At 39.5% G+C, this 24,502-nt stretch carries 25 protein-coding genes and 1 pseudogene; 16 read left to right on the top strand and 10 right to left on the bottom strand.

Annotated elements, in window-relative coordinates; genetic code table 11:
• Window positions 1-76: 76 nt before the first annotated feature.
• The 4 genes from glgP to serB form a co-directional block, all read right to left on the bottom strand.
• The gene (gene glgP, locus C228_RS0103645; RefSeq protein WP_018651341.1) at window positions 77-2,476 is read right to left on the bottom strand and encodes a glycogen/starch/alpha-glucan family phosphorylase; all 2,400 of its coding nucleotides are present in this window, start codon (window positions 2,474-2,476) and stop codon (window positions 77-79) included.
• Between the two features lie 107 nt (window positions 2,477-2,583).
• On the bottom strand, window positions 2,584-2,781 hold the full coding sequence (locus tag C228_RS0103640) for a DUF5363 domain-containing protein (RefSeq protein ID WP_018651340.1): 198 nt from the start codon (window positions 2,779-2,781) through the stop codon (window positions 2,584-2,586).
• 48 nt (window positions 2,782-2,829) lie between these two features.
• Window positions 2,830-3,321, bottom strand: coding sequence for a YajQ family cyclic di-GMP-binding protein (locus C228_RS0103635; RefSeq protein ID WP_018651339.1), 492 nt, complete (start codon window positions 3,319-3,321; stop codon window positions 2,830-2,832).
• Between the two features lie 56 nt (window positions 3,322-3,377).
• Window positions 3,378-4,238 (bottom strand): phosphoserine phosphatase SerB, encoded by an 861-nt coding sequence (gene serB / locus C228_RS0103630; protein WP_018651338.1) that lies wholly within the window; start codon window positions 4,236-4,238, stop codon window positions 3,378-3,380.
• A gap of 93 nt (window positions 4,239-4,331) precedes the next feature.
• Here serB and C228_RS0103625 point away from each other — a divergent pair, with 93 nt between their 5' ends.
• From C228_RS0103625 to infA, 5 genes are all read left to right on the top strand, one after another.
• Window positions 4,332-5,003 carry a YtjB family periplasmic protein gene (locus C228_RS0103625; RefSeq protein WP_018651337.1) on the top strand — a complete coding sequence of 224 codons (672 nt, stop codon included), beginning with the start codon at window positions 4,332-4,334 and terminating at the stop codon, window positions 5,001-5,003.
• Between the two features lie 619 nt (window positions 5,004-5,622).
• Entirely contained in the window at window positions 5,623-5,802 is a 180-nt protein-coding gene (locus C228_RS0103620) for a hypothetical protein (RefSeq protein ID WP_018651336.1), read from the top strand.
• Between the two features lie 315 nt (window positions 5,803-6,117).
• Window positions 6,118-6,582 (top strand): haloacid dehalogenase-like hydrolase, encoded by a 465-nt coding sequence (locus C228_RS0103615; protein ID WP_169334417.1) that lies wholly within the window; start codon window positions 6,118-6,120, stop codon window positions 6,580-6,582.
• Entirely contained in the window at window positions 6,572-7,096 is a 525-nt protein-coding gene (locus C228_RS0103610) for a hypothetical protein (protein ID WP_018651334.1), read from the top strand. The genes C228_RS0103615 and C228_RS0103610 overlap by 11 nt, the downstream gene beginning before the upstream one ends.
• 619 nt (window positions 7,097-7,715) lie before the next feature.
• A complete protein-coding gene (gene infA / locus C228_RS0103600) occupies window positions 7,716-7,934 on the top strand; it encodes a translation initiation factor IF-1 (RefSeq protein ID WP_005598198.1) in 219 nt (72 codons plus the stop codon).
• A gap of 157 nt (window positions 7,935-8,091) precedes the next feature.
• Here infA and C228_RS0103595 read toward each other — a convergent pair whose 3' ends face one another.
• The 4 genes from C228_RS0103595 to C228_RS0103580 form a co-directional block, all read right to left on the bottom strand.
• The gene (locus tag C228_RS0103595; RefSeq protein ID WP_018651332.1) at window positions 8,092-9,279 is read right to left on the bottom strand and encodes a BaiN/RdsA family NAD(P)/FAD-dependent oxidoreductase; all 1,188 of its coding nucleotides are present in this window, start codon (window positions 9,277-9,279) and stop codon (window positions 8,092-8,094) included.
• Window positions 9,279-9,629: a DsrE/DsrF/TusD sulfur relay family protein gene (locus tag C228_RS0103590; protein ID WP_018651331.1), complete on the bottom strand. Its 351-nt coding sequence runs from the start codon at window positions 9,627-9,629 to the stop codon at window positions 9,279-9,281. Before C228_RS0103590 ends, C228_RS0103595 begins: the two co-directional genes overlap by 1 nt.
• 97 nt (window positions 9,630-9,726) lie before the next feature.
• Window positions 9,727-11,022 carry an NCS2 family permease gene (locus tag C228_RS0103585; RefSeq protein WP_018651330.1) on the bottom strand — a complete coding sequence of 432 codons (1,296 nt, stop codon included), beginning with the start codon at window positions 11,020-11,022 and terminating at the stop codon, window positions 9,727-9,729.
• A gap of 61 nt (window positions 11,023-11,083) precedes the next feature.
• Complete coding sequence (locus C228_RS0103580; RefSeq protein WP_018651329.1) at window positions 11,084-12,085, bottom strand: oxidoreductase; 1,002 nt, start codon at window positions 12,083-12,085, stop codon at window positions 11,084-11,086.
• Window positions 12,086-12,174: 89 nt separating this feature from the next.
• Here C228_RS0103580 and ybaK point away from each other — a divergent pair, with 89 nt between their 5' ends.
• The 7 genes from ybaK to C228_RS0103545 all read left to right on the top strand — a co-directional run bounded on the left by ybaK (window position 12,175) and on the right by C228_RS0103545 (window position 19,529).
• Window positions 12,175-12,648 carry a Cys-tRNA(Pro)/Cys-tRNA(Cys) deacylase YbaK gene (gene ybaK, locus C228_RS0103575; protein WP_018651328.1) on the top strand — a complete coding sequence of 158 codons (474 nt, stop codon included), beginning with the start codon at window positions 12,175-12,177 and terminating at the stop codon, window positions 12,646-12,648.
• Window positions 12,649-12,856: 208 nt separating this feature from the next.
• The gene (gene ybfE / locus C228_RS0103570; protein ID WP_018651327.1) at window positions 12,857-13,150 is read left to right on the top strand and encodes a LexA regulated protein; all 294 of its coding nucleotides are present in this window, start codon (window positions 12,857-12,859) and stop codon (window positions 13,148-13,150) included.
• A 10-nt stretch (window positions 13,151-13,160) separates the two neighbouring features.
• On the top strand, window positions 13,161-13,685 hold the full coding sequence (gene fldA / locus C228_RS0103565) for a flavodoxin FldA (protein ID WP_018651326.1): 525 nt from the start codon (window positions 13,161-13,163) through the stop codon (window positions 13,683-13,685).
• A gap of 27 nt (window positions 13,686-13,712) precedes the next feature.
• Window positions 13,713-14,162, top strand: coding sequence for a ferric iron uptake transcriptional regulator (gene fur / locus C228_RS0103560; protein ID WP_014990964.1), 450 nt, complete (start codon window positions 13,713-13,715; stop codon window positions 14,160-14,162).
• Between the two features lie 178 nt (window positions 14,163-14,340).
• Window positions 14,341-17,013: a PqiB family protein gene (locus C228_RS0103555; RefSeq protein WP_018651325.1), complete on the top strand. Its 2,673-nt coding sequence runs from the start codon at window positions 14,341-14,343 to the stop codon at window positions 17,011-17,013.
• A gap of 56 nt (window positions 17,014-17,069) precedes the next feature.
• The gene (gene luxS, locus C228_RS0103550) at window positions 17,070-17,579 is read left to right on the top strand and encodes an S-ribosylhomocysteine lyase (RefSeq protein ID WP_018651324.1); all 510 of its coding nucleotides are present in this window, start codon (window positions 17,070-17,072) and stop codon (window positions 17,577-17,579) included.
• A 105-nt stretch (window positions 17,580-17,684) separates the two neighbouring features.
• Window positions 17,685-19,529 (top strand): ABC transporter ATP-binding protein, encoded by a 1,845-nt coding sequence (locus C228_RS0103545; protein ID WP_018651323.1) that lies wholly within the window; start codon window positions 17,685-17,687, stop codon window positions 19,527-19,529.
• Window positions 19,530-19,605: 76 nt separating this feature from the next.
• Here C228_RS0103545 and hxpB read toward each other — a convergent pair whose 3' ends face one another.
• The gene (gene hxpB, locus C228_RS0103540) at window positions 19,606-20,256 is read right to left on the bottom strand and encodes a hexitol phosphatase HxpB (protein WP_018651322.1); all 651 of its coding nucleotides are present in this window, start codon (window positions 20,254-20,256) and stop codon (window positions 19,606-19,608) included.
• 212 nt (window positions 20,257-20,468) lie between these two features.
• Here hxpB and C228_RS0103535 point away from each other — a divergent pair, with 212 nt between their 5' ends.
• The 3 genes from C228_RS0103535 to C228_RS0103525 all read left to right on the top strand — a co-directional run bounded on the left by C228_RS0103535 (window position 20,469) and on the right by C228_RS0103525 (window position 22,934).
• Window positions 20,469-21,032 (top strand): flavin reductase family protein, encoded by a 564-nt coding sequence (locus C228_RS0103535; protein WP_018651321.1) that lies wholly within the window; start codon window positions 20,469-20,471, stop codon window positions 21,030-21,032.
• Between the two features lie 78 nt (window positions 21,033-21,110).
• Window positions 21,111-21,785 carry a UPF0149 family protein gene (locus tag C228_RS0103530; protein ID WP_018651320.1) on the top strand — a complete coding sequence of 225 codons (675 nt, stop codon included), beginning with the start codon at window positions 21,111-21,113 and terminating at the stop codon, window positions 21,783-21,785.
• Window positions 21,786-21,893: 108 nt separating this feature from the next.
• Window positions 21,894-22,934 carry a Gfo/Idh/MocA family oxidoreductase gene (locus C228_RS0103525; RefSeq protein ID WP_018651319.1) on the top strand — a complete coding sequence of 347 codons (1,041 nt, stop codon included), beginning with the start codon at window positions 21,894-21,896 and terminating at the stop codon, window positions 22,932-22,934.
• 168 nt (window positions 22,935-23,102) lie between these two features.
• Here C228_RS0103525 and C228_RS0103520 read toward each other — a convergent pair whose 3' ends face one another.
• Window positions 23,103-23,996 (bottom strand): LysR family transcriptional regulator, encoded by an 894-nt coding sequence (locus tag C228_RS0103520; protein ID WP_018651318.1) that lies wholly within the window; start codon window positions 23,994-23,996, stop codon window positions 23,103-23,105.
• Window positions 23,997-24,198: 202 nt separating this feature from the next.
• Here C228_RS0103520 and C228_RS13260 point away from each other — a divergent pair.
• Window positions 24,199-24,494: pseudogene (locus C228_RS13260) on the top strand (YciI family protein).
• The last annotated feature ends 8 nt before the right edge of the window (window positions 24,495-24,502 follow it).

Below are 24,502 nucleotides of genomic sequence, written 5' to 3'. Positions count from 1 at the left end.
CCCCTCTTCCTGATTTTTCTTCTAAACGAAGAAAAATCTGTCCCTCGCCCACAAGGGGCGAGGGTTATTTCTTTCATTATCTTTTCCAAATTCTTGTTTGGTAATCACGAATTGAACGGTCTGAGCTAAAGCTGCCGAGACGAGCGGTATTCAGAATCGTAGATTTCAACCAAGCGGTCTGATTTTGGTAACGTTTTGCAACTTCTTGCTGTGCTTCGCGGTAGCTTGCAAAATCGGCTAATACGCAGAAATAGTCTTTGTTTAGCAAATCATAAACCAATGGTTCGAAGATTTCTTTATGACCGCCGGCAAATGAGCCATCCGCTAACGCATCAATCGCTTTACGTAACGCTTCATCTTGTTCGTAATATTCACGTGACACATAACCTTTTTCTCGTAATTCACGTACTGATTCAACCGTATGACCGAAAATCACGACATTTTCCTCGCCGGCAAATTCGGCAATTTCCACATTCGCACCGTCAAGCGTACCTAAGGTAATCGCACCGTTTAGGGCTAATTTCATATTACCAGTACCGGATGCCTCTTTACCAGCAAGGGAAATTTGTTCTGAAATGTCTGCCGCCGGAATGATTTTTTCCGCCAGACTTACACTGTAGTTCGGTAAAAATGCCACTTGTAATTTACCTTGTATTTCCGGATCGTGATTGATGACGTGCGCCACATTATTAATCGCTTGAATAATTTGCTTCGCCATAAAGTAGCCTGGAGCTGCTTTGCCAGCAAAAATAAAGACGCGCGGCACAAATTCCATATCCGGATTCACTTTCAGCTCTTGGTAAGTGGCAATAATATTCAATAAATTTAGGTGTTGGCGTTTATATTCGTGAAAGCGTTTGATTTGTACGTCAAAAATCGCGTTTTGAGTGACTTGAATACCTAATGTATCTTCAATCACTTTTGCCAATGCTTGTTTATTTTGTTGCTTAATCTCAGCGTAAGCGGTCTGAAATGCTGGATTTTCTGCAAGCGGTTCAATTTGGCGTAACAGCTCTAAATTTTGTGTCCAGTCGCCTTCAATATGTTGATCGAGTAATGCGCTTAATAATGGGTTAGCTTGACGGATCCAACGGCGTGGAGTGATACCGTTCGTCACATTGTGGAATCTGCCGTTAAATAATTTCGCATAAGCAGGGAATAAATCGCTAACCACTAAATCAGAGTGAATTTGTGCCACACCGTTAACCGCAAATGAGCCGACCACGCAAAGGTTCGCCATACGTACACGGTTATTGGCTATGATTGCCGTTTCGTCCCATACGTCCGCTAATTCATCTTCGCCAAAGCAGGCTTTGACTTGTTGGTAAAGCTCAAGGTTGATACGTTCAATGATGAGCAAATGACGAGGCAATAATTTTGCTACAAGGTTGTGATCCCATTGTTCTAAGGCTTCCGGTAATAAAGTGTGGTTGGTATAAGCGAATACTTTTGAACAGATCGCCCATGCCTTTTCCCAACTGTAATCGTATTGATCGAGCAATAAACGCATTAACTCAGGAATCGCAATCGCAGGGTGGGTGTCATTTAATTGAATCACTTCAAATTCAGCTAATTGATCAAGTGTTCTGCCTTTTGCTAAGTGATTTTTGAGAATATCCGCTACCGAACAAGCGCAATGGAAATATTGTTGCATTAGGCGCAGTTCTTTGCCGTTTTGGTGGTTATCGTTCGGGTAAAGCACTTTGGTAATTTTTGAGGCATCAATTACCATTGATTCCGAATCTAAATAATTGCCGTCATTGAATTTTGCTAAATCAAAAGCGGTTTCACTATAGCCTTGCCATAAGCGTAATGGTTGTTGTACGCCTTTATAACCGACCACAGGTAAATCAAACGCTTCACCGTAAATTGTCCATGCTGGTTGCCATTCGTATTTATCGCCAGCAATATGACGAACTTCTCCGGCAAAGCCGACTGGTTGGCGGAAGTCCGCACGGTGTGATTGTAACAGGAAAAAATCACGTCCCCACGCATCGCCTTCTTCATGTTGTCTGCCCGCCCAGTCAAAGCTTTGTTTAAATAAGCCGTATTGATAATGTAAGCCATAACCGACCGCAGGTTGCGCAATACTTGCCATTGAGTCTAAATAGCACGCAGCTAAGCGTCCTAAGCCGCCGTTACCGAAAGCTGGATCAGTTTCTTGTTCTAAAATATCGGCTAACGTTTTGCCGTATTTCGCCACTTCATCTACCACATATTGATATACGCCGAGATTCTGTAAGTTATTACCGAGTAAGCGCCCGACTAAAAATTCCATTGAAAGGTAGTTGACCTTACGGGTATCTGCAAGCGGTGCGTTTTTCGGGAAAAATTGCAAAGCAGCTTGGTGTGCGACTTGTGCCACCAGCTGATACCATTGTTGGTCGGATAATTGGGTTGGATTTAAAGAACGTTCTTCGCAGTAAGCTTGTAAACTACGTTCGAATAATGCTGAAAATTGTGCTGTGAGCGCCATACATTTTCTCCAGAATGAAAGTAAGAAATTTTTCGCTATTATCAAAAAGCCACTAAATAAAAAAATCCTCCCCGCTAAAATTAGTCAGGGAGGATTCAGTAGTAGGACTAGCTTGAGTGTTGTTCTGTCGCGTTTTTATCTTGTGATTTTGCCGGTTTCGGTTCTTTTTCAGGATCGAACTTCACCACTGGCACACAGCCACGGCAAGCACCTTGGTTTACACCGAGTTCTTCACAAAATTTATCATATTTCGCCAGCATTTTTTTGAACCAGCTTTGTGATGTATCTGATGATTTACCAGACATAGTTCACCTCATAAAATTTGCAAAAAAATTGCAAAATTTAACCGCTTGTTAGTCACGGAAGTTATTAAATTGGAACGGTTGACCAAGTTCTGCGCCTTTTACCAGCTGGATTACCGCTTGTAAATCATCACGAGATTTACCGGTTACACGCACTTGTTCGCCTTGAATTTGGGTTTGAACTTTAATTTTTGAATCTTTGATCAGCTTTGTGATTTTCTTCGCCATTTCGGCTTCGATACCTTGTTTAAGTTTAATCTCTTTTGAGTAGAGTTTACCGTGGTGTTCCGCATCACTTGGAATATCAAGCGAGTTGTGTTCAATGCCACGTTTTACACAAGAACCGATTAAAATCTCGATTAATTGCTCTAATTGGAAATCGGATTCTGTCGTCAATTTTACGCTTTCGTTTTTTTCATTAAGTTCAATAACAGCTTCTACACCACGGAAATCATAACGTGTGTTTAAGACACGGTTGGCATTTTCAACAGCGTTACGCACTTCGTGCATTGTAATTTCAGAAACAATATCAAAAGACGGCATTTTTTATTCCTCATTTTTAAAACCACGCAAATATACTTACTATTAACGCAGTCGGATTATTCATAAAGATTTTTCGCATTAAGCAGAACGCATAATGCGGTTAGGTCGCCAAAGTTTATCACAAATTTAGCCTGTTCTTGAACTTTTGGTTTAGCGTGCAATGCAACACCTAATGCTGCGGTTTTGATCATCGGTAAATCATTCGCCCCGTCACCAATTGCAACCCACTGAGTTTGCGGAATATTAAATTGTTCGCCCAATGAGGTTAAGGTTTGCGCTTTATATTGTGCATCCACCACTTTACCTAGCACGACACCAGTTAACTTGCCGTCAATAATTTCTAACTGATTCGAAACCGCATAATCCAACTGATATTTCTCTTTTAAATAGTCGGCGAAATAGTCAAAACCGCCCGAGGCAATTGCAAGTTTCCAACCGTATGCTTTGAGCTCGTTGACCATTTGTTCAAAACCGTCCATCAGCGGTAGCTTTTCTCGTACGGTTTGCAAAATACTTTCCGGTGCATTTTCCAGCGTACCAACCCGTTTACGTAAACTTTGCTTGAAATCTAATTCGCCGCGCATGGCACTTGCGGTGATTGCTGAGACGATCTCTCCGGAGCCCGCTAGTTTGGCAATTTCGTCAATACACTCGATTTTGATTGCGGTAGAGTCCATATCCATAACCAATAAGCCTTCCTCAGCAAGATTCGGCACAATCGCTAAATCGGCTACATCAGCTGTTACTTGGCTTGCTGCTTCACGTAACTCACAAGCGGTTAAATTTGTTTCGAAAAATGCAAGGTTATAGCCTAAATAGACTGCTTGTTTTAACAATTTTGCATCGGTTTGTAGTGAGAATTTCTGAATTTGCTGTTCGCTTAGTTGCTTGGCAAAGATAAAAATGGTGTTTGGCATAGTGTTCTCTTTTTAATAGACATTTTGGAATTGTGCATAGATAATGCGTGTTTGAATTATCTATTATCGACCATTTATTAGCAATTAATCTATATGTATTTACCCCGTGAAAAACTTGTGAAAATCGGTTTACTTGCCGGAATTAGTGCCTTATGCGTTATGGTTGTGAGTGTGATTTTAAGCGGCGTTAACCAGTTTAAATTAGGTTCACAACTGGCGAGTGTAAACCAAGTTTCCAATCTTTCGCATTTATTGGTACGCCAACAAGCAAATCTATTTTCGTTGATGTTAGTAAAAAATGTGAAAAACGAAGATTTGATCGAAGCATTGGATACATTTTCAAAAGAAGATTTTGTGATTGATGCTAGTCTGCATTCACCATCAGGCACTTTAATTGCACAGAGCCACAATGCTTTAGAATTTAAATCGTTACTTAAGCAAGAATGGAGTACAGCAACCCAGCCGTTAATCTCTCAACAAATTGTAGAGCCAATTTTTTCTCAGCAAGATTTAGTCGGTTTTTTACGTGTCACGTTTGATGCGCAATACGGGCAAACGACAAAGAGTAAAGTTGAACGTATTTTCCATCGATTATATGCGCAGCTCATTATTTTAGTTCTGATAGGCGCTTTATTAGCAAGTAGCTATCATTATTTCTTCCATCGCAAAACAGTGACGATGTATTCGACGATTAAGTTACCTACAACAACGCCCAAGACTCAAACCCAGCGTTTTCATTCGCGTCGTCATACATTTAGACGTTAAGACAATCGTATATTTTTATCAACCCGAAACAGCGGTTGTTCTTTAAAACTATCTGACCTGTCCGCAGATTTTAGCTTGCCTCACATACTGATCTTACTTGGGGAGGAAAGAAAAATTCAAGGGAAAGTGGCGTAAAATCGCTCTACATTCTGCATCATCGTCTTTTGCGATGATGCATCTTCTTTATAAACTACATCAGTACCCAATGCGCTTTATTTTCGACTTCCTTATACCCTCAAATACCACCAGCCAAAATATGGCAGCCTGAGCTTATCCTACTGACATAAAATATTTTTTCATTACTTCACTTCTCGTTATCTTCTCAGATATGAGTGACTTCCAGCACACTTTTATCCTTACCCATTGTGCTGCTTCACTCAGTTATTTATGGGCAGTTTGCGATAAATTTGTTGGTTTATAAGGCTTCGCTTGGTATTTACTTCCTAAAAAAGTTTGATTTTTTCTGAAATTTTTTCTGGGTATTCATCGTATCGACATTAATCACTGTATTTTTCATCAGAATCAAACAATTGGTCATACCTTATTGATAAATTGAAATGATCTAATATTACATCCTTATTCTTGGTAGTGTTATTGATTATAGTCAATAGGAGGTGTCATGAATTTTAATAATAAAGTTTATCCAGAACCAAGAAATGATTTTATTAATAAAATCCCACTTCATTTAAATGAAAATTTATTATCATCTAATTTAGAATATATTATTAAATTTAAAATCGAGTCAGATATGATTAATAAATACCCTTGTATGTCAAATTTGTTGCTGGAAAAAAGTTAGCAAAAAAATTTAATGTTATGAAGGAAAAAAATTCATTATACGAACAATTAGGATTTGAACCGACCTCCCCTAAAATTGTGGAGGATAATTGCATTTTTCAGCCTATGCAACTGTTAAGAAGTAAGTTTGAACAATCACGACATTTTAATTTGTTAAAAAGAAAATTCGGAGATAAAGGATGAAAGTATTTTTTGATATTGATGGAACCTTGCATAAGGAAGATCTCTTCTTAGGATTCATATTATTCTTATTTAAAAAAAGATGCTTAATTTATTATTTTTCTTCCCTTTTATTCTTTTAGGTGGGTTTATTCACATGATTAATCCATTAGGAAAATCTGGGCTAAATATGATTATATATTTTCTACTTTTGGGGACTAGCCGTAGAAAATATGACATTTTGATTAATAATTTTATTCAAAAATTTAAAAAGATTTATACACCCTACAGTGTGGTTCTAGATAGATTAAGACTGCATAAGGAAAATGGAGATGAAATAATATTTATATCCGGTAGCCCATATGAATTAATAAATCCGATTTATGGAACTATGATTTCTAGCGACACACTTATTGCTTCAGAAATAAAAAGTTGGTGTTGCTCATTTTTTATTTCAAAACGGTGTGTATCTCACAAAAAGATGGAATACCTTAAAGAGAAAATGAAATTCATCACAGAATTTGAATATGGGTATACAGATAGCCTCAGCGATATGCCAGTTCTTAAATTCTGCAAAAATAGGTTTATTGTAAATAAAAATGGTGACATAAATGAAATTTGAATTAAGTAATATTTATGTAGAGAATATTCTTTTTATCGTTTTTTTCGGTGCTTTTATTATAGGTAATGATTCCTTTTATTTGAAGAAAAAAGGAGTAGCTAGTTCCTACACGAGAAAAATAAATCACTTTGGATTATCATTGGTATCTATTATTGCATTTTCAAATATTCCTCTGGAAGATACAACAAAAAATGCGATATTATCTTCAATACTAATATTATTTGTGTATATGTTATCCTCAATAAGCAAATATCGCTGGATAAGTGCAATAATGGAAAGTAATGTACGCGAAAGAGATATGCCAAACGGGAAGTTTTTTGTTTTTTTACCTCTCATTACGGGGCAGATAGCATTATATATTAGTCTCATTTATTTAAATCCGGTTTTTGCAAAAATTGCTTTTTGTTCTATGGGATTTAGCGATGGTTTGGCTGAACCAATAGGCGTACGATTTGGGAAACACAAATATACAGTTAGAGATTTTCTATGGAAAAAAGGAAATACGAAATTATAGAAGGTAGTTTAGCAGTATTGTTAGTTTCTTTTTTTGCAAGTTTGGTTTTTATAATGATGAATTATGAAATTTCTTTTCTTAAGGTTATTATAGTTAGTATTATATATGCATTTTTAATTAGCATTATAGAAGCATTTTCTCCTAGGGAATTAGATAATTTTTTAATTATTTTTGGTGGTAGTATGGTATTGTATATATTAATGTCTTTTATTAATATATACTAATAAATCCTATTTATAAAAAGATTAATTTTTAATTAGGTAAAAGTTTTATAAAGGTAATTTTCTTGTTTATGCTAATTGCAGTAATGATATTTGACTAAAATAACTAGGCGACGAGCGTAGGATCTTGTAAGGAAAGATTTCAGTGACCGACCCTTCGAGGGTAAAACCGCTTAATTTTTCGGGAAAATTGCATCTTTACTCATGTTATGTGGATTTCTCGTCTAAAAAACAATTAATAATTAAGGCGTTATTAGAGCATCTTCTGAAGAAAAGTGTAAGCTTGCCTTGATTTAGATGTAAGTAATCACTTGGAAGTGATTGTAATTTAGGCTGATGAGAGTATAATAAACCCCGTTTTTTTATTTATATCCAAACCCTAATTTAAAGAGGAATCAATGGCTAAAGAAGATTGCATTGAGATGCAAGGTACAATTTTAGAAACCTTACCAAATACAATGTTTCGTGTGGAATTAGAAAACGGTCACGTTGTTACCGCACATATTTCAGGTAAAATGCGCAAAAACTATATCCGTATTTTAACCGGTGATAAAGTAACGGTAGAAATGACGCCATACGATTTAAGCAAAGCACGTATTATTTTCCGTGCACGTTAATTGAAAGCTTAAAACAAAAAACGGAAGTTGAGAAATCAGCTTCCGTTTTTTGTTTTATCCCGTTTGGCTTGAGGTCATTTTATTTTTACTTTGTGTAACATTTATTTCCACATCACACACCGGTGTTCTCCGTGTATTCTGTGGTTAATTATAAACACTATTTTTCAATAATCGCTTCCGCACACGCAAAAGCGGACGACCATGCCCACTGGAAATTATAGCCACCGAGCCAGCCGGTCACATCCAACACTTCGCCGATAAAATAAAGTCCTTCGGTATGTTTCGCTTGCATCGTTTTGGACGAAATAAAATCAGTATCTACGCCCCCCATTGTTACTTCGGCGGTGCGGTAGCCTTCCGTTCCGTTGGGTAAAAATTGCCAATGGTGAATCAGTTGCCCTAACTGAGCTAATTCCGCTTTGCTTAGCTGAGCAATCACATTATCTTTGAAATCACCTTGTTCCAACCAAAGCTCGACTAATTTTTTCGGTAAGTAACGACTTAATACGGTTTTTAGCTGTAATTTCGGCGAAGATTGACGCAATTCGGTTAAGATTGCTGAAATGTCATCATAAGGTAACAAATCAATTTCTACCGTTTCACCCAAGTCCCAATAATTAGAAATTTGCAAAATTGCCGGGCCGGATAAACCTCGATGAGTAAACAGCATTTGATTACTAAAACTTTGCTGTCCGCAAGTAGCGCGAATCGGTAACGCAATGCCGGAAAGTGTCGCAAAATGTTTGTCCGAGTCTTTCCAAGTAAAAGGCACAAGGCTTGCTCGTGGCGGAATCACCGGAATATTGAATTGCTCGGCAATTTTATAACCGAATGGGCTAGCACCTAATGCTGGCATAGATAAGCCACCGGTGGCGATGACTAAATGCTCGGTTTCAAAGGTTTCGCTAGCGGTCTGAATTTGGAAATTTTTTGCAAATTTTTCGACAGAAATGACCGCTTGTCGTAAAAAGATTTCCACTTTGCCTTTATCACATTCAGCTTGCAGTAAATCGACAATTTGCTGTGAGCTTTCGTCACAGAATAATTGCCCTAATTCTTTTTCGTGATAGCTGATCCCGTATTGTGCCACTAAAGCGATAAAGTCCCAGTTGGTATAACGAGCCAGCGCCGATTTTACAAAGTGTTTATTTTGGCTGAGGTAATGATTCGCCGTAACCTCTAAATTAGTAAAGTTACAAAAACCACCGCCGGATATTAAAATTTTACGTCCGATCTTTTTACCTGAGTCTAAAACAGCGACACGTTTGCCGGCTTGTCCAAGTTGTGCGGCGCAAAATAAACCGGATGCGCCGGCGCCAATGATAACGACATCAAAATGTTGCATTAGAAATTTAATACCTTGTCTGCTTCGATTGTCCAATCCGCCAGCTCAATCAGTGTGCCGATTTCTATACCGTCTGCCAGTGGTAATTCAGTAATGCCACGTGCATTGGTACAGGTTTTACAAAGTTTAACCGTTGCGCCTTGTGCGGTGAGAATTTCTAGCATTTGTTGTAGGTTGTAGCCTTCCGCCGGATTTTGTTTTTTCAAACCCGCAGTAACCGAATCGGACATTAAGAATAATTTGATTTGAGCTTTATGCTGTTCTTGGATTTGTAGCGCTAAACGTAAACCGCTGAAGAATGATTCGTCGCCGTAGGGGGCGGAATTGAAGATAAAGAGGAGTTTTTGCATAAGTGTTCCCTAAAAAGACGGAATACACAAAACAAGCGGTCTAATTTTGCGTATTTTTACCAAAGTTGCTGTTTGTGTATTCCGTGGTTAAGCGTTATTAGCCAACCCAAACAAATTTTGCGATAAACAATAATGATACTACCGCAACAGATGGATTGATTTCTTTCCAACGACCGGTACAAGCTTTCATCACGCAATATGAAATAAAGCCGAATGCGATACCTTCTGTAATTGAATAAGTAAACGGCATCATTGCTGTAGTGATAAACGCTGGAGTCGCTTCGGTTAAGTCATCCCATTTCACTTCAATTAAACTTGAAGCCATTAAAATGCCCACGAAAACTAATGCACCGGCAGTTGCATAAGCCGGAACTACACCTGCAAGCGGCGAGAAGAAAATGGTTAATAAGAATAAGATACCTATGGTAACCGCAGTTAAACCGGTACGACCGCCAACGGATACGCCGGAGCCGCTTTCGATATAAGTACTGATTGCCGACGTTCCCATAAATGACCCCGCCATTGCTGCAGTACTGTCCACTAATAATGCTTGCTTCATACGAGGGAAGCAGCCTTGTTCATCAGTAAAGCCGGCTTTGGTGGTTACCGCAATTAATGTACCTGATGAGTCGAACAGGTTCACTAACATAAAGGAGAAAATAATGCCGAGTAAACCAACGTCTAGTGCACCGGCAATATCCACCTGACCGACTACCGCATCTAAACTTGGAGGCATAGACATTACGCCGTTAAAGCTTACCGCAGGGTCAAAGATCAACGCTAATGCAGTGATTACGGCAATTGAAATAAGTACGCCAGAGTGAATACCTTTTGCAGCTAACACTACGATAATAAAGAAGCCTAAGATACCCATTAATACTTTGGGATCGTGCAGATCGCCCAGTGCAACAAGTGTTGTTGGGTTTGCCACTACTAAGCCCATATTTTTAAAACCGATAAGGGCGATAAATAAGCCGATACCCGCACCGATACCGACACGTAAACCGAGCGGAATTGCCGACATAAACCAATAACGAATTTGTAAAATCGTTAATAAGAATAAACCGACCGAGCCTAAGAAAATTGCGCCCATACCCACTTGCCATGAGTAACCTAATTTTTGTACAACCACAAAAGCGAAAAACGCATTTAAGCCCATTGCTGGTGCAAGTGCGATAGGAAGATTGCTGAATAAGCCCATCGCAATCGTACCGAATGCGGCGATTAAACAGGTGGTAACGAAAACCACTTGGGTATCCATACCGGCAACGCCGAGAATAGATGGGTTAACGAAAACGATATAAACCATGGTGAAGAAGGTGGTAATCCCCGCCACGATTTCTGTTTTGGCATTAGAGCCTTTTGCAGATAATTGGAACAAACGTTCTAACATAAAAACCTCAAATAAAAGGGAAGAAACCACGGAATGATCTACTGATTCCGTGGCGGATAAATTAATATTCCAGCACTAAGTTGAGCAGCTGAATCGCTAAAAACGCTAAGCTGAATTTCTGTTCGTCAGCGACAGACCAGAATTGCACTTCGTTTTCCGATTTCGCTAATAATTGGCTGATTTGAAGTTGATTTTCTTCTTCGTTTTCACCGTTTTTGACAGGTGTCATCACGCTTTCTTCATGGAAGCGTAGCCAATTTTGTTGTTGCCATTCTGCGCTAACACTCTCAACGTCTAATTGATATTCCGAATGTAAGGTGACCATTTGTGAAATACCGTAAAAGACCGGTGTTTGCACCGAATGGAATGTGGTGGAAGCGGTTAAATTTGGTAAAACTTTTGCAAGTTGTAATTCAAAGACACGAGAGAACGGTAATTTTTTCTCTTCGCCTTGCACGTTTGCTGGAACGGTATCAAATGCGATACGTTCTGCATTTTCATCAAACGGAATACCGTTTAACAAACGAGCGGTTTGACCGGCAAGTTCTTTAACTTTTTCATCACCGAAATATGCCGCCGGTAATAAAGACGTGACAAAAATATGGTTTAACGGTTGAGCTAGAAACGGCCTGAGTGCTAGAGCTAATTGTGAAATTTGCGGGTTAGCCAGTGCAACGATATTACGTTCACGTAAGTTTGCGATCGCTTCATCATTTACGCTAGGTACCACCACCGGCACATTCGCAATTAATGCGGTAATGCCGTAAAGATCAAGTACGATACAACCTGCTTGCACCGCCTGTGCCAAAATTTCGGCTTGCGCCATTTTTCCAGCAAAGAAAACGTGGCTGAAATTTGCCCAATTTACTTCATCCAGTGCAATTTGCTCGATCGCTTTACTGCCCATATAAAGTGATTGTTCTTCACCAAAAGGTTCGATTTCGATGGCGGAAATATTGTGTAAACGCAAATCACTTTCTGTTAATGCTTCAAGTAATTTTGATGACAAGGTAAAATCAGCGGCAATCGCTAAACGGATATCTGATGTAATTGAATTCAGCATAGATGGGTTGCTCCTTTTTTATACGCTTAATTTAGCGTAACGCACACACAAAAGGAGCAATTGTACAATATTTTTAAGAGGAAAAACTAATGACTCCGGCAATAAATTTATTAAAAAAGCAAAAAATTGCGCATGCGCTTCATCCTTATGAACATGATCCGAATAACACCAATTTCGGGCAAGAAGCGGTGGAAAAATTAGGCATTGATGCCAATCAGACATTTAAGACGTTATTGGTGGCGGAAAACGGTGATCAGAAAAAATTAGCGGTGATGGTTGTGCCGGTTTCGCATACGCTGAATTTAAAACGCGCGGCGAGTGCGCTCGGTGTGAAAAAAGTGGAAATGGCGGATAAAGATATCGCCCAAAAAACGACCGGTTATTTGCTGGGAGGAATTAGTCCGCTAGGTCAGAAAAAACGTTTAACCACCGTGATTGACAGCTCCGCACAACAATTTGCCACGATGTTTGTTTCCGGCGGTAAGCGAGGCTTAGACGTGGAGCTTACACCGCAAGATTTGGCAAGTTTGTTAAATGCAACTTTTGCTGATATTAAAGAGTAACAAGCGGTTGATTTTGGACGGAATTTTGCAAAGCAAATAAAAATCTACTCTTTCTGAAAAGTTCCGCAAATCCAATGTAAATTTAGGGTGTGCAATTTCCAAGACTAAATTAGTATGGTATAGTTCACACCTCATTAGTTAGTAGCGTCTCATTCTCAATTAGAATTATCTATTAGAATGATAGGCAAATATCTCTCGTGTGGAACAAATGGCAAAACAGGACGCAGATTGTATAACGCTAGATCTGTTCGAAACCGTGCCAAAAGTTGGGCGACCACGCACTAATCCTTTAAGTCGGGAACAACAAGTTCGAATTAATAAACGGAACCAGCTTAAACGAGATCGCTCGTCTGGGCTTAAACGTGTTGAATTAAAACTACATTCGGACTTAGTGCAGACTTTGGAAGAGGAAGCTTCCCAACGTGGAGTGACACGCGGACAGTTAATCGAAATTATTTTAAATGATTATATCGGCAACAATTTAGCCGACTTAGAAAAATAGGTAAATTCAAATGGCAGTGGTAGGTTTATTCTACGGTAGCGATACTGGTAACACAGAAAATATTTCAAAAATGATTCAGAAAGAACTTGGTGCGAATTTAGTGGATATTCGTGATATCGCGAAAAGTACCAAGGAAGATATTGAGGCTTACGATTTCTTATTATTAGGTATTCCGACTTGGTATTACGGCGAATCTCAAGCAGACTGGGATGACTTTATGCCAACTTTAAAAGAGATTGATTTTAGCGGTAAAGTTATCGGTATTTTCGGTTGTGGTGATCAAGAAGATTATGCGGAATATTTCTGCGATGCAATGGGAACTATTCGTGAGGTAGTAGAACAAAATGGTGGAGTAATTGTTGGTCATTGGTCAACAGAAGGCTATAGTTTTGAAGTTTCACAAGCGTTAGTTGATGAAAATACATTCGTTGGTTTATGTATTGATGAAGATCGCCAACCTGAATTAACCAGTGAGCGCGTAAGCCGTTGGTGTAAACAACTTACTGAAGAAATGTGCTTAGATCAATTAGCATAGTAATTGGATAGACAGAGGGTGACAGTTATGTCTGAAGAGAATACAAAACTTCTTAAAAGTGTTGGCTTAAAAGTAACCGAGCCTCGCTTAACCATTCTTGCGTTAATGCAACAACATCGCGATCAAATGCAGCACTTTTCTGCAGAAGATATTTACAAACTCTTATTGGAACAAGGTTCTGATATCGGTTTAGCAACGGTTTACCGTGTATTAAACCAATTTGAAGAGGTTGGTATTTTACTTCGTCATAACTTTGATGCGAACAAAGCGGTATTTGAGCTTAACGTAGAACAAGAACACGATCACATTATCTGTATGGATTGTGGCAAGGTATTTGAATTTAAAGATCCGGATATCGAGCGTCGCCAGCGTGAAATCAGTCAACAACATGGTATGGAATTAGCGACCCACAGCTTATATCTCTATGCTAAATGTAATGATATTGCACACTGCGATTCATCAAAAGATAAAAAATAATTGATTTTAAATCCGTGAAATCAATAAATTATATGTGTATCTAGCAAAATATACCGAAGGTTTTGAAACCTTCGGTTTTATGCTATTTAAGGGAAGCTAAAAATCGCTTACAAACGGTCATTTTTAGTTTGTTTTTTGCAAAAGTAAACCACTAAAGTTGTCAAGATAAACGATAGATATGACAGATGAAAACGCTTTAAGCTCCGTACCTGCAAAGGTGCGTCAGCCTCGTAAAATTTCGCCATTTTGGTTGTTGCCGATTGTTGCATTTGCTATCGGTTGTTTGCTCTTTTTCCAGATTTTGAAAGAAAGAGGCGAAACAATTACGATTCGTTTCAATGAAGGCGATGGTATTACCGCCGGTAAAACGGTGATCCGTTACCAAGGTTTACAAATCGGTCAGGTGAAAAAGGTATATTTCGTAGATGATCTGAAAAAGGTAGAAGTGCAAGCTGAGATCAATTCGGAGGCTAAGAGCGTATTACGTGACAATACAAAATTCTGGTTGGTTAAACCGAGTGCTTCGATTGCCGGCGTTTCTGGATTGGATGCATTGGTTTCCGGTAACTACATCACGCTTTTACCGGGCGAAGGCAAAAGTGCGAATGAGTTTATTGCAGAAGAAGAGCCGCCAGCGGTGACGGTAACCGACGGTGATTTATTGGTTCGTCTGATTTCGAATGATCTCGGTTCAATTACGGTGGGAGCGAGCGTTTACTTCCGTAAAGTGCCGGTCGGGAGCATTGCTGATTACCGTTTTACCAGTGATCAGAAGAAAGTTGAAATTGATGTCGTTATTGATAAAAAGTATGCCAATCTTGTGAAACAAAACTCGCATTTTTGGAATATCAGCGGCATTAATGCGAATGTCGGTTTTGGTGGCGTATCGGTGAACGTGGATAGCCTTGCCTCAGTTGTACAAGGGGCGGTTGCATTTGATTCGCCTGATGATTCGTTACAAGCGGAACAAGGACAAAAATTCCAATTGTACGAAAATTTAAGTTCGGCAAAACGAGGTACGGAAGTTAAGGTGACTTTACCAATTATGTCGAATCTTAAAGTGAATGAAACGCCGGTATTTTTCCAGAATATACAAGTTGGTGTGCTATCGAATCTAGAGCTTTCGGTGCCGCTTGATAACAATAATGCACCAACACAAGCCACAAATTCTCAAGAGAAAGGCATGATGAAAGGCACATTATTGATTGATCCTAATCATGTCGATTTATTGCGCCAAGGCAGTAAAATTTTGCTAAAGGAGCCTAAATTTAATTTAAATAAAGAGCAAATTAGTAAGATTAATGAGCTTTTCCGAGGAATCTATTTTGATATTGAAGCTGGTAAAGGTGAACCTAAACTTGAGTTTGATGTACAAAAAGAAGCGGATTATTTACTTTCTCGCCCGAATTTACTGGCGTTAACCTTTACTGCGCCGCAATCGTATGGCGTTGATCAAGGGCAGGGGATTTACTATAACGACGTACAAATCGGTGAATTGCTGAAACGTAAGTTAACTTTGGACGGGGTAACTTTCCAAGGCATTATTTATCCGCCATATCGCCATTTAGTTGTAGGTAACAGCAAATTTGTTGCGATTTCAAACTTAGATGTATCGGTAGGTTTAGACGGAATGCGAGTACAAGCTGGTTCGCCAAGTGACTGGCTAAAAGGCGGTATTCGTTTACTGACGGACAAAGCACAGGGCGAGGCGAAAAAGCAGTATCCGCTTTATAAAGATGTTGAAAGTGCTGAAGCTGGTATTATTGATGATGAGAAAAAAACGACATTAACCTTATCAGCTAACGATTTGTCCGGTATTGATAAAGGTTCTGTGGTACTTTATCGAAACTTCCAAATCGGTGAAGTGCTGAAAGTGCGTCCGCAAAAAAGCAAATTTGATGTCGATTTATTTATTGAACCGGTGTATCGTCATTTACTCAGTGATAAAAGCCGTTTCTGGATTGAGCCGGCTGTTTCTGCCGAGCTTTCTATGAAAGGTTTGAATGTGCAAGCCGCACCGCTTATGCGCACTTTGAAAGGCGCAATCAGCTTTGATAACGGCGGTACTAAAGGTGATAAAACTTTATATGCCAGCCAAGCAAAAGCGACTTCGGGCAATACTCGTATTACGTTAATTGCGAAAGATGCATCCAAACTGTCGAAAGGGATGGACATCAAATATATGGGGTTAACCATCGGTCAGATTGAATCGCTTGAATTGCAAAATGCAAAAAAACAGATAAAAGTGACCGCTTACATTGATAGCCAGTATTATGCTTTGGTGGCAAAAGAGGGCAGTCGTTTTAGTGCGATCTCACCGGAAATTACCACCAGTGGCGTTAAAAATATTGATGCGGCACTACAAAATTACATTAATGTGGATGCAGGGAATGGAAATCGCAAAACGCAATTTAGTTTAAGCGATACAGATACCAATAAAACCATTTATGCGAACGGTTTCCCAGTAATTGTTGAAACCAGTGATGCACGTGGAATCGAAGTGGATGCACCGGTACTTTATCGAGGTATGCAAGTGGGGATCGTTAAACGTCTAAATTTAAGCGAATTAGGCGATAGAGTAATGATTCATTTGAGTATTGAAAGTAAATACCAACATTTGGTGCGTAATAATACCGAATTCTGGGCGGCGTCCGGTTATACCATGGATATCAGCCTACAAGGGGTGAGTATGAATTCGGGAACTATGTCGCAGTTATTAAAAGGCGGTATTGAATTCTCAACCCCATCGGGCAGAGTGGTTCAGCCACAAGCGAAACCGAATCGCCATTTCTTATTACAACGTAAGATTCCGCAAGAAGCCCTTGAATGGGATCAAGGAATCGCAGAATAATTTCAGAATATGGGGGAATTATCGTTACCCTCTCTAAATTTTAAATTGGAGTAAAAATGCCCTTATTAGATAGCTTTAAAGTTGATCATACTCGTATGAATGCACCGGCAGTGCGCGTAGCAAAAACGATGACCACCCCGAAGGGTGATACTATTACCGTATTTGATTTACGTTTTTGCCGTCCGAACATTGATATTTTACCGGTACGTGGTATCCATACGATGGAACACTTATTTGCCGGCTTTATGCGTGATCATTTAAATAGCGAAAATGTGGAAATCATTGATATTTCACCGATGGGTTGCCGTACCGGTTTCTATATGTCATTAATTGGTACGCCAAGCGAAGCGGAAGTCGTTTCAGCGTGGACCAAATCAATGGAAGACGTATTACATAAAGTGCCGGATGTGTCAAAAATTCCGGAATTAAATGAATATCAATGTGGCTCTTACAAAGAGCATTCGCTTGAAGAAGCGCACCAAATTGCTCGTGATGTATTAGCCAAAGGTATTGGTGTAAATCGTAACGAGGATTTGGCGCTTGATGAGAAATTATTAAATCCATAGTCATTCAAAAAGGCGTAATTTTTTATTACGTCTTTTTCTTCTGCAAAATATATTCTAATTTTGACAGACGCACATTGCGTCTTTTAGTTTTTTCAGGAAAGTAAGATGTTAAACAAAATTTTCAGCTGGTTTGAGGCGAGAATCGAAACCTATCCGGAAGAAGCGCCTAAAACACCGAAAGTTGGGATTATTCCGTTTATTTTTGAAGCGACCAAAGGCATGCGAGGCTATTTAGTTATGCTGACTGTGTCAGTCGCTGCGGTCGGGATTATCGAAGCGGTATTGTTTCAGTTTATGGGCGAATTGGTTGACTGGGTGGCACAATATTCTCCGGCACAACTTTGGGAGGAAAAAAGCAGTAGTATTATTGTGATGTTCTTGATTGCCTTACTCGGTATTTTATTTGTATTCCTTGCCAGCAGTATCCGCTTCCAGTCGCTACAAGGTGTGTTCCCAATGCGTTTACGCTGGAATTTCCATCGTTTAATGCTCGGTCAGAGTATGGGTTTTTATCAAGACGAATTTGCCGGACGAGTTTCGGCGAAAGTCATGCAAACCGCTTTAGCCGTACGTGATGTGATTATGACCTGTGCGGATATGTTGGTTTATGTTGCGGTTTACTTAACTACCTCAAGTGTGATCCTATTGCAGTTTGACGGTTGGTTATTTGTGCCGTTTATTCTATGGGTTATTGCATTGGCGGTGACGATTCGTATTTTTGTACCGAAATTGGCGGCAGCGGCACAAGAACAATCTGATGCACGCAGCTTAATGACCGGTCGTATTACTGATGCTTATTTAAATATCGCCACGGTAAAACTGTTCTCACACAGCAACCGTGAGTCGGCGTATGCGAAAGAATCGATGCAAGAATTTATGGTCACTGTGCATAAACAAATGCGTCTGGTGACAATCATCGAAACCCTTACTAATGCGATGAGTATCGGTTTAATCGTTGCAACCGCCGGGATCGGTTTGTGGCTATGGGGCGCTGAATTGGTTACTGCCGGTGCGATTGCGACTTCAACCGCATTAGCGTTACGTATCAAAGGCTTATCACAATGGATCATGTGGGAGTTTGCCCGTTTATTTGAAAACTTAGGCACGGTGCAAGATGGTATGCAAACTTTATCAAAACCGCATACGGTGGTAGATAAAGCGGATGCAAAACCACTTGAAGTCAGCAAAGGTGAAATTAAATTCGAGCATGTCAATTTTGCGTATGACCCGAAAAAACCGTTACTTAAAGATTTTGAATTAACCATTAAAGCCGGTGAAAAAGTCGGTTTAGTCGGACGCAGCGGTGCAGGTAAATCGACACTCACTAACTTATTGCTACGTTTTTACGATATTCAAGGCGGTTCGATTACGATTGACGGACAAAATGTACGTGATATTACCCAAGAGAGTCTTCGCTCACAAATTGGCTTAGTGACACAAGATATTTCGTTATTACATCGCTCAGTGCGTGAAAACTTACTTTATGGTCGCCCGAATGCAACCGAAGAAGAAATGTTACAAGCGGTAGAAAAAGCAGCGGCAGCGGAATTTATTCCGAATCTACAAGATGCAAAAGGCAGAGCCGGTTTTGATGCGCATGTGGGTGAGCGAGGTGTAAAACTTTCCGGTGGTCAGCGTCAACGTATTGCGATTGCGCGAGTGATGTTAAAAGATGCGCCGATTCTATTACTGGATGAGGCAACCAGTGCGTTGGATTCGGAAGTGGAAGCGGCTATTCAAGAAAACTTAACCGAGTTAATGGACGGCAAAACGGTAGTGGCAATTGCTCACCGCCTTTCAACCATTATGGCGATGGATAGACTGATTGTGTTAGATAAAGGTGAAATTGTTGAACAAGGCAGCCACGAAGAATTACTGGCACAAAACGGTGTTTACGCCAAACTTTGGGCACACCAAAGCGGTGGTTTCTTAGCTGAAGATATTCACTAATTCTTCATACATAACAAGCGGTAGAATTTGCAGAAAATTTTGCAAATTTTACCGCTTGTCATTTATATGCTAGCCATTAAAGCTGTGCTAAAAATGGCTGATTAATCGCATTCATTTGTGCCAATTTAAAGTCCGCTAATGCCCAGTAATTTTCATAAAATTCTAATGGATTTGGGATCACAATACAGCTCATCGAAGCGGCTTTCACCGAGATCATGCCCGTTTTAGAATCCTCAACCCCAACACATTCGGCAGGAGCGATTCCTAATTCTTGTGCCGCTTGTAAATATACTGCTGGATGCGGCTTGCTATAAGGCAGCTCCGCACCGGAAGCGATGTAATTGAAATAATCGGCTATGCCACAACTTTTGACAATGTTTTCCAACATATAGCGTGGTGATGCGGAAGCAATGGCGATTTTTATGTTATTTTGTGCAAGTAATTCCAAGGTTTCTGGTACGCCATTCATCAGCGGTTTCGCTTTTAAAATATTACTGATTGCCACATCTAGTAGTTCTTGAGCGACTTTTTCGATATCCAAAGGTTTTTGGTACAATTCACTGGCATATCGTAATACTGGTGCGGAGGGCATTCCTCGAGTACAGGCGAGTTCTTGTTCGGTAATCGGAATACCATAGTGATGTAAAAGATCTAACTCCGTTTGTTGCCATAAGGGTTCTGAATCAATCAACACACCGTCCATATCAAAAATAAATGCTTTTTTCATAATTTTTCCTTACTTGTAAACATAGAGCTAAATATTGTATAAGATTTAATCTTTTCGATTGAAATAATTATTTCATTTCTCTTAGCAATGCTCAAAAAGCGGTGAGATTTGCCTGATTTTTTACAATGCTAAAATCAGGATGTTTTATGCTAAAACCGTATGTACAATATAGCTTATGTTTTATTAATTAGCTTATTTACGAGGAGAAAAAAATGGCGATTGTTTCTGTTCCGGTTGAAAAATCATACCGTTTACTCAATATCGGCCCAACAACGTTAGTTTCGGCAAAAGCGGATAACATTGAAAACATCATGGCGGTGGCTTGGTCTTGTGCCTTGGATTACGGCCCGCTTTCTAAGGTTACAACCGTATTAGATAAGCAAGCTTTTACACGAGGTTTAGTTGAGAAAAGCGGTTTATTTGCGATTCAAATTCCGGTAGTAAATCAGGCGGAATTGGTACTAAAACTCGGTTCGACTTCACGTCATAGTGACCCTCATAAATTGGATAATGTTGAGCTTTTTTATCAAGACGGTTTTGATATTCCGTTGGTAAAAGGTTGTGCCGGTTGGATTTTATGTGAATTAATCCGAAACCAAGAGAACCAGCAGGATCATGATCTTTTTATTGGAAAAGTGTTAGCGGCGTATGCCGATGATCGTGTGTTTAAAGATAACCATTGGATTTTTGAGCAAGCAGAAAATGACTTACGCACACTGCACTACGTTGCCGGAGGACAGTTTTATTTGATTGGAGAAAGTTTGGAAGTGAAATAGCGCTTTCATGCTAGTGGCTAATTCGCTCGCCAAAAAGTAGAATAATACGCCCCTTAAATTTTATCAGTAGGAGAGACAATGAGCGATAAATTAGCTGCACCTTTAACCAGTGAAGAATTTGAGCAACTTGATGAGCTGCTATTTTCGTATGCCAATAAAGGTGATGAAGAGGCGATTTTATTAAATGTGTCGGAATTAGACGGTTTTTTAACTGCTATTCTATCATCGGTGAATGTGCCAGCAATGACGGATTGGTTACCGATTTTGTTTAATAATGACGTGCCTAATTTAGAAGATAAACGTTCGAAGCAATTTATTGAGTTGGTTTCTCGTCATTACAATTCATTAGCTCAAACACTTCTCTACGACAAAAAAGAATATCATCCGATCTTTTGGGAAGAGCGTGTCGGTCGCCGTAAATTAGTGGTGGTTTCTCCTTGGTGTGGCGGCTATATTGTTGGCACAATGGCAGCAAATTGGCAAAATCTCTCAGCCGAAATTCAGCCGCATTTCGATTTAATCGAACAGCACGCCAAATCAAGTTATGTTGAGCAAATGCCACCGTTGGAAGAGCAGCGCAAAATTGAAAAAGCGCTTCGTAATGCAGCATTAGCCATTTTTGAACAGGTTAATGAAGCTGCACCATTACTTGAAAAGCCACAGCCTTATGTGAATCAAAACAAAGTGGGCGTAAATGAGCCTTGTCCGTGTGGAAGTGGTAAAAAATACAAAAAATGTTGTATGAATAAATAATCACTAAGTCGTATCTTGTTATGCAAGATACGGCTTTTTTGCAAAAAAAACGGTAAATTTAACCGCTTTCTTTTAGAATAGATTCAAGATTATATTTAGGAGAAAATAATGAAAATGATAAATGTTGCGCTTGCCGGTGCCGGCTATTCCAGCCGAGTTTTTCATGTACCTTTTTTTAAACAAGATGCTCGCTTTCAAATTGTGAAAGTTTTTGAACGTACCACAAATAATGCCCAGCTTTGGCTACCTGAAGTCGAAATCGTACGTAGCTTTGATGCCTTATTGAGTGATGAAGTAGATTTAGTGGTGATCACCACGCCAAATCAAACGCACTATGAGATGGTGAAAAGTGCGTTATTAGCCGGCAAACACGTTTTAGTTGAGAAACCGCTTGTGGCGAGTGTCGCAGAAGCATTAGAACTAGAACAGTTAGCTAAACAGCAAAAGGTGGTGTTATATGTCTATCAAAATCGCCGTTGGGACAGCCACATTGCGACCGCAAAAGAGATTCTAGATAAGCATTTAGTTGGTGAGGTAGTGGATTGTGAAATTCGCTTTGATCGTTATGCCAAAGGTAAAAATGCCAAAGTATGGAAAGAAGTGGGCGTTCGTGGTACTGGGCTAGTTTATGACTTAGGCGTACATTTGATTGACCAAGCAGTTTATCTGTTTGGCAAGCCGCAAGCAGTATTCGCTGATATTCGTTATCAGCATGATGAAGCGTTGGTGGACGATAATTTCGATGTACATCTCTACTATGCAAACGGCTTAAAAGTTGCCTTACAAGCGTCTAAATATGCTCGGGAACCAAGCCCTGCGTTTGTATTGCACGGCAAAAATGGTTCTTATATGAAACAAGTAACAGACAGCCAAGAAGCGCATTTAAGCAAAGGTGTGCAGCCAATTGGCAACTGGAATACAGAATCTGAAACTGAATGGGGTGTATTACATACGGAAATTGACGGTGAAGTAATTCGTAAGCCATACTCTAATGCCCAAGCTAGCTATCAAAATTTGGTGGATGATTTATACCAAGTAGTAACTACCGGAGCGGAACCGATCGTAAAATTGGAAGAAGTCACTTTAGTTTTGCGCATTATTGAAGCTGCATTTGAAAGTGCGAATAAAGGTCAGAAAATTACGCTATAAGTAAAGCGGAAGATTTACAAGCGGTTGGATTTGTAAAAAATTTTGCAGATTAGGCCGCTTTTTTTGTAAGGTTTTAATTATATATTCTAACTTATATGTTGTTATAAAAAATCTGCACTTTAATCCGTTTTCTTATTAAGCTTAACTATTAAAGTGCAGTTTATTTTTCTATTCAGTTGTTGTAAAAAACTCAATCACCGCTCTAATCCGCCCTACTTTCTGGCTGTGTTGCATAAAGTAAAGATACAATGCTCCAAAACTTTGCCAATGTTTTTCTAATACAGGTATAAACTTTTGTCTATCAGGCTGAATTGCCATAAGCGGTTCAAAAAAGCGACCGATGCCTACCCCTTGTAAAATGGCAGATTTTGCGACCACCAAGCTATTGACGATCATAGGCATTGGCATTTCTATACGGAGATTTTCTCCTTTATCTTGTAATGTTAATGGCATAATGCGATTACTGGTTACAAAGCGAAAACCAATCAGTTTATGTTGTTGTAACGCATTGATTGTTTTAGGTAATCCATATTTCTGCTGATAAGTTTTTGAAGCGTAAATGCCTAAGCGAAAAGGCTCGGTCAGCTTTTTGGCAACCATTTGCTCTTCAACCTGATTCTCAAAACGAAATCCCAAATCAAAGCCTTGTTTCAGAATATCCACCGTGCCATCGTTTATCGAAATTTCCAACTGAATATCTGGAAATTGCTCAGCAAATTCCCCTAATCTCGGTTCGATCAACAACCAGTAAGCAATATGTGGTACGGTCATGCGTACTAATCCTTTCGGCTTCTCACTCAAATCTTGCACTGTTTCCACCGCAGTTGAAAGCGATTGTAAGGCATTTTGAGTGCTGTCAATTAAACGATGTCCTGCTTCGGTTAATTCCATTTTTCGAGTTGTGCGATTAAGAAGAGGCAAACCAATATGGTTTTCAAGTAATTTTAATGATTGACTCACCGAAGGTGGTGCCATTTGCAATCTCCGTGCCGCCCCCGCGATAGATCCTTCAACAACAATAGTATGGAAAATGGTAAGTGCGTTATAGATTGAGCTGTTCATTGTATTTCCTCTTAGCCCTACATGAGTCATGTAGAGTTACTTAAACTGAGCCACAGAGTGGCTGGGATTAAAGAATCACATACGGCTCGTATGTGGCTTGATTATTTGTTTTTACCTAACAGTAAATTATAAATTACTCATCTTATCATAATAAATCCTTTCGCTATAATGACCGCACTTTCAACGAATAGAGGAATACAAAATGTATATCATCAACATTGCAGTAAGTGAAAACATAACCACCGAACAACAAGCGAAACTGTTTGCTGAACACGCAGAATGGTTCAAGAAATACTTTCAAGCGGGCAAATTTTTAATGCTTGGGCCATTCAAAGACCAAACCCACGCAGGCGTGATTTTGCCCACACTGAAAGTCGTGCGGAGTTGGAGCAAATTTTAGCGGAAGATTGTTACTACCCAAACTTAGCCAGCTACGAAATCCGTGAATTTGAGCCAAAGCTTATTGCAACGAATATTAGTGAATTTACAGGCAAATAAGTAAAACA

This window comes from Actinobacillus capsulatus DSM 19761 (assembly GCF_000374285.1).
GTDB lineage: Bacteria > Pseudomonadota > Gammaproteobacteria > Enterobacterales > Pasteurellaceae > Actinobacillus > Actinobacillus capsulatus.
This window is presented reverse-complemented; position numbering and strand designations above follow the sequence as displayed.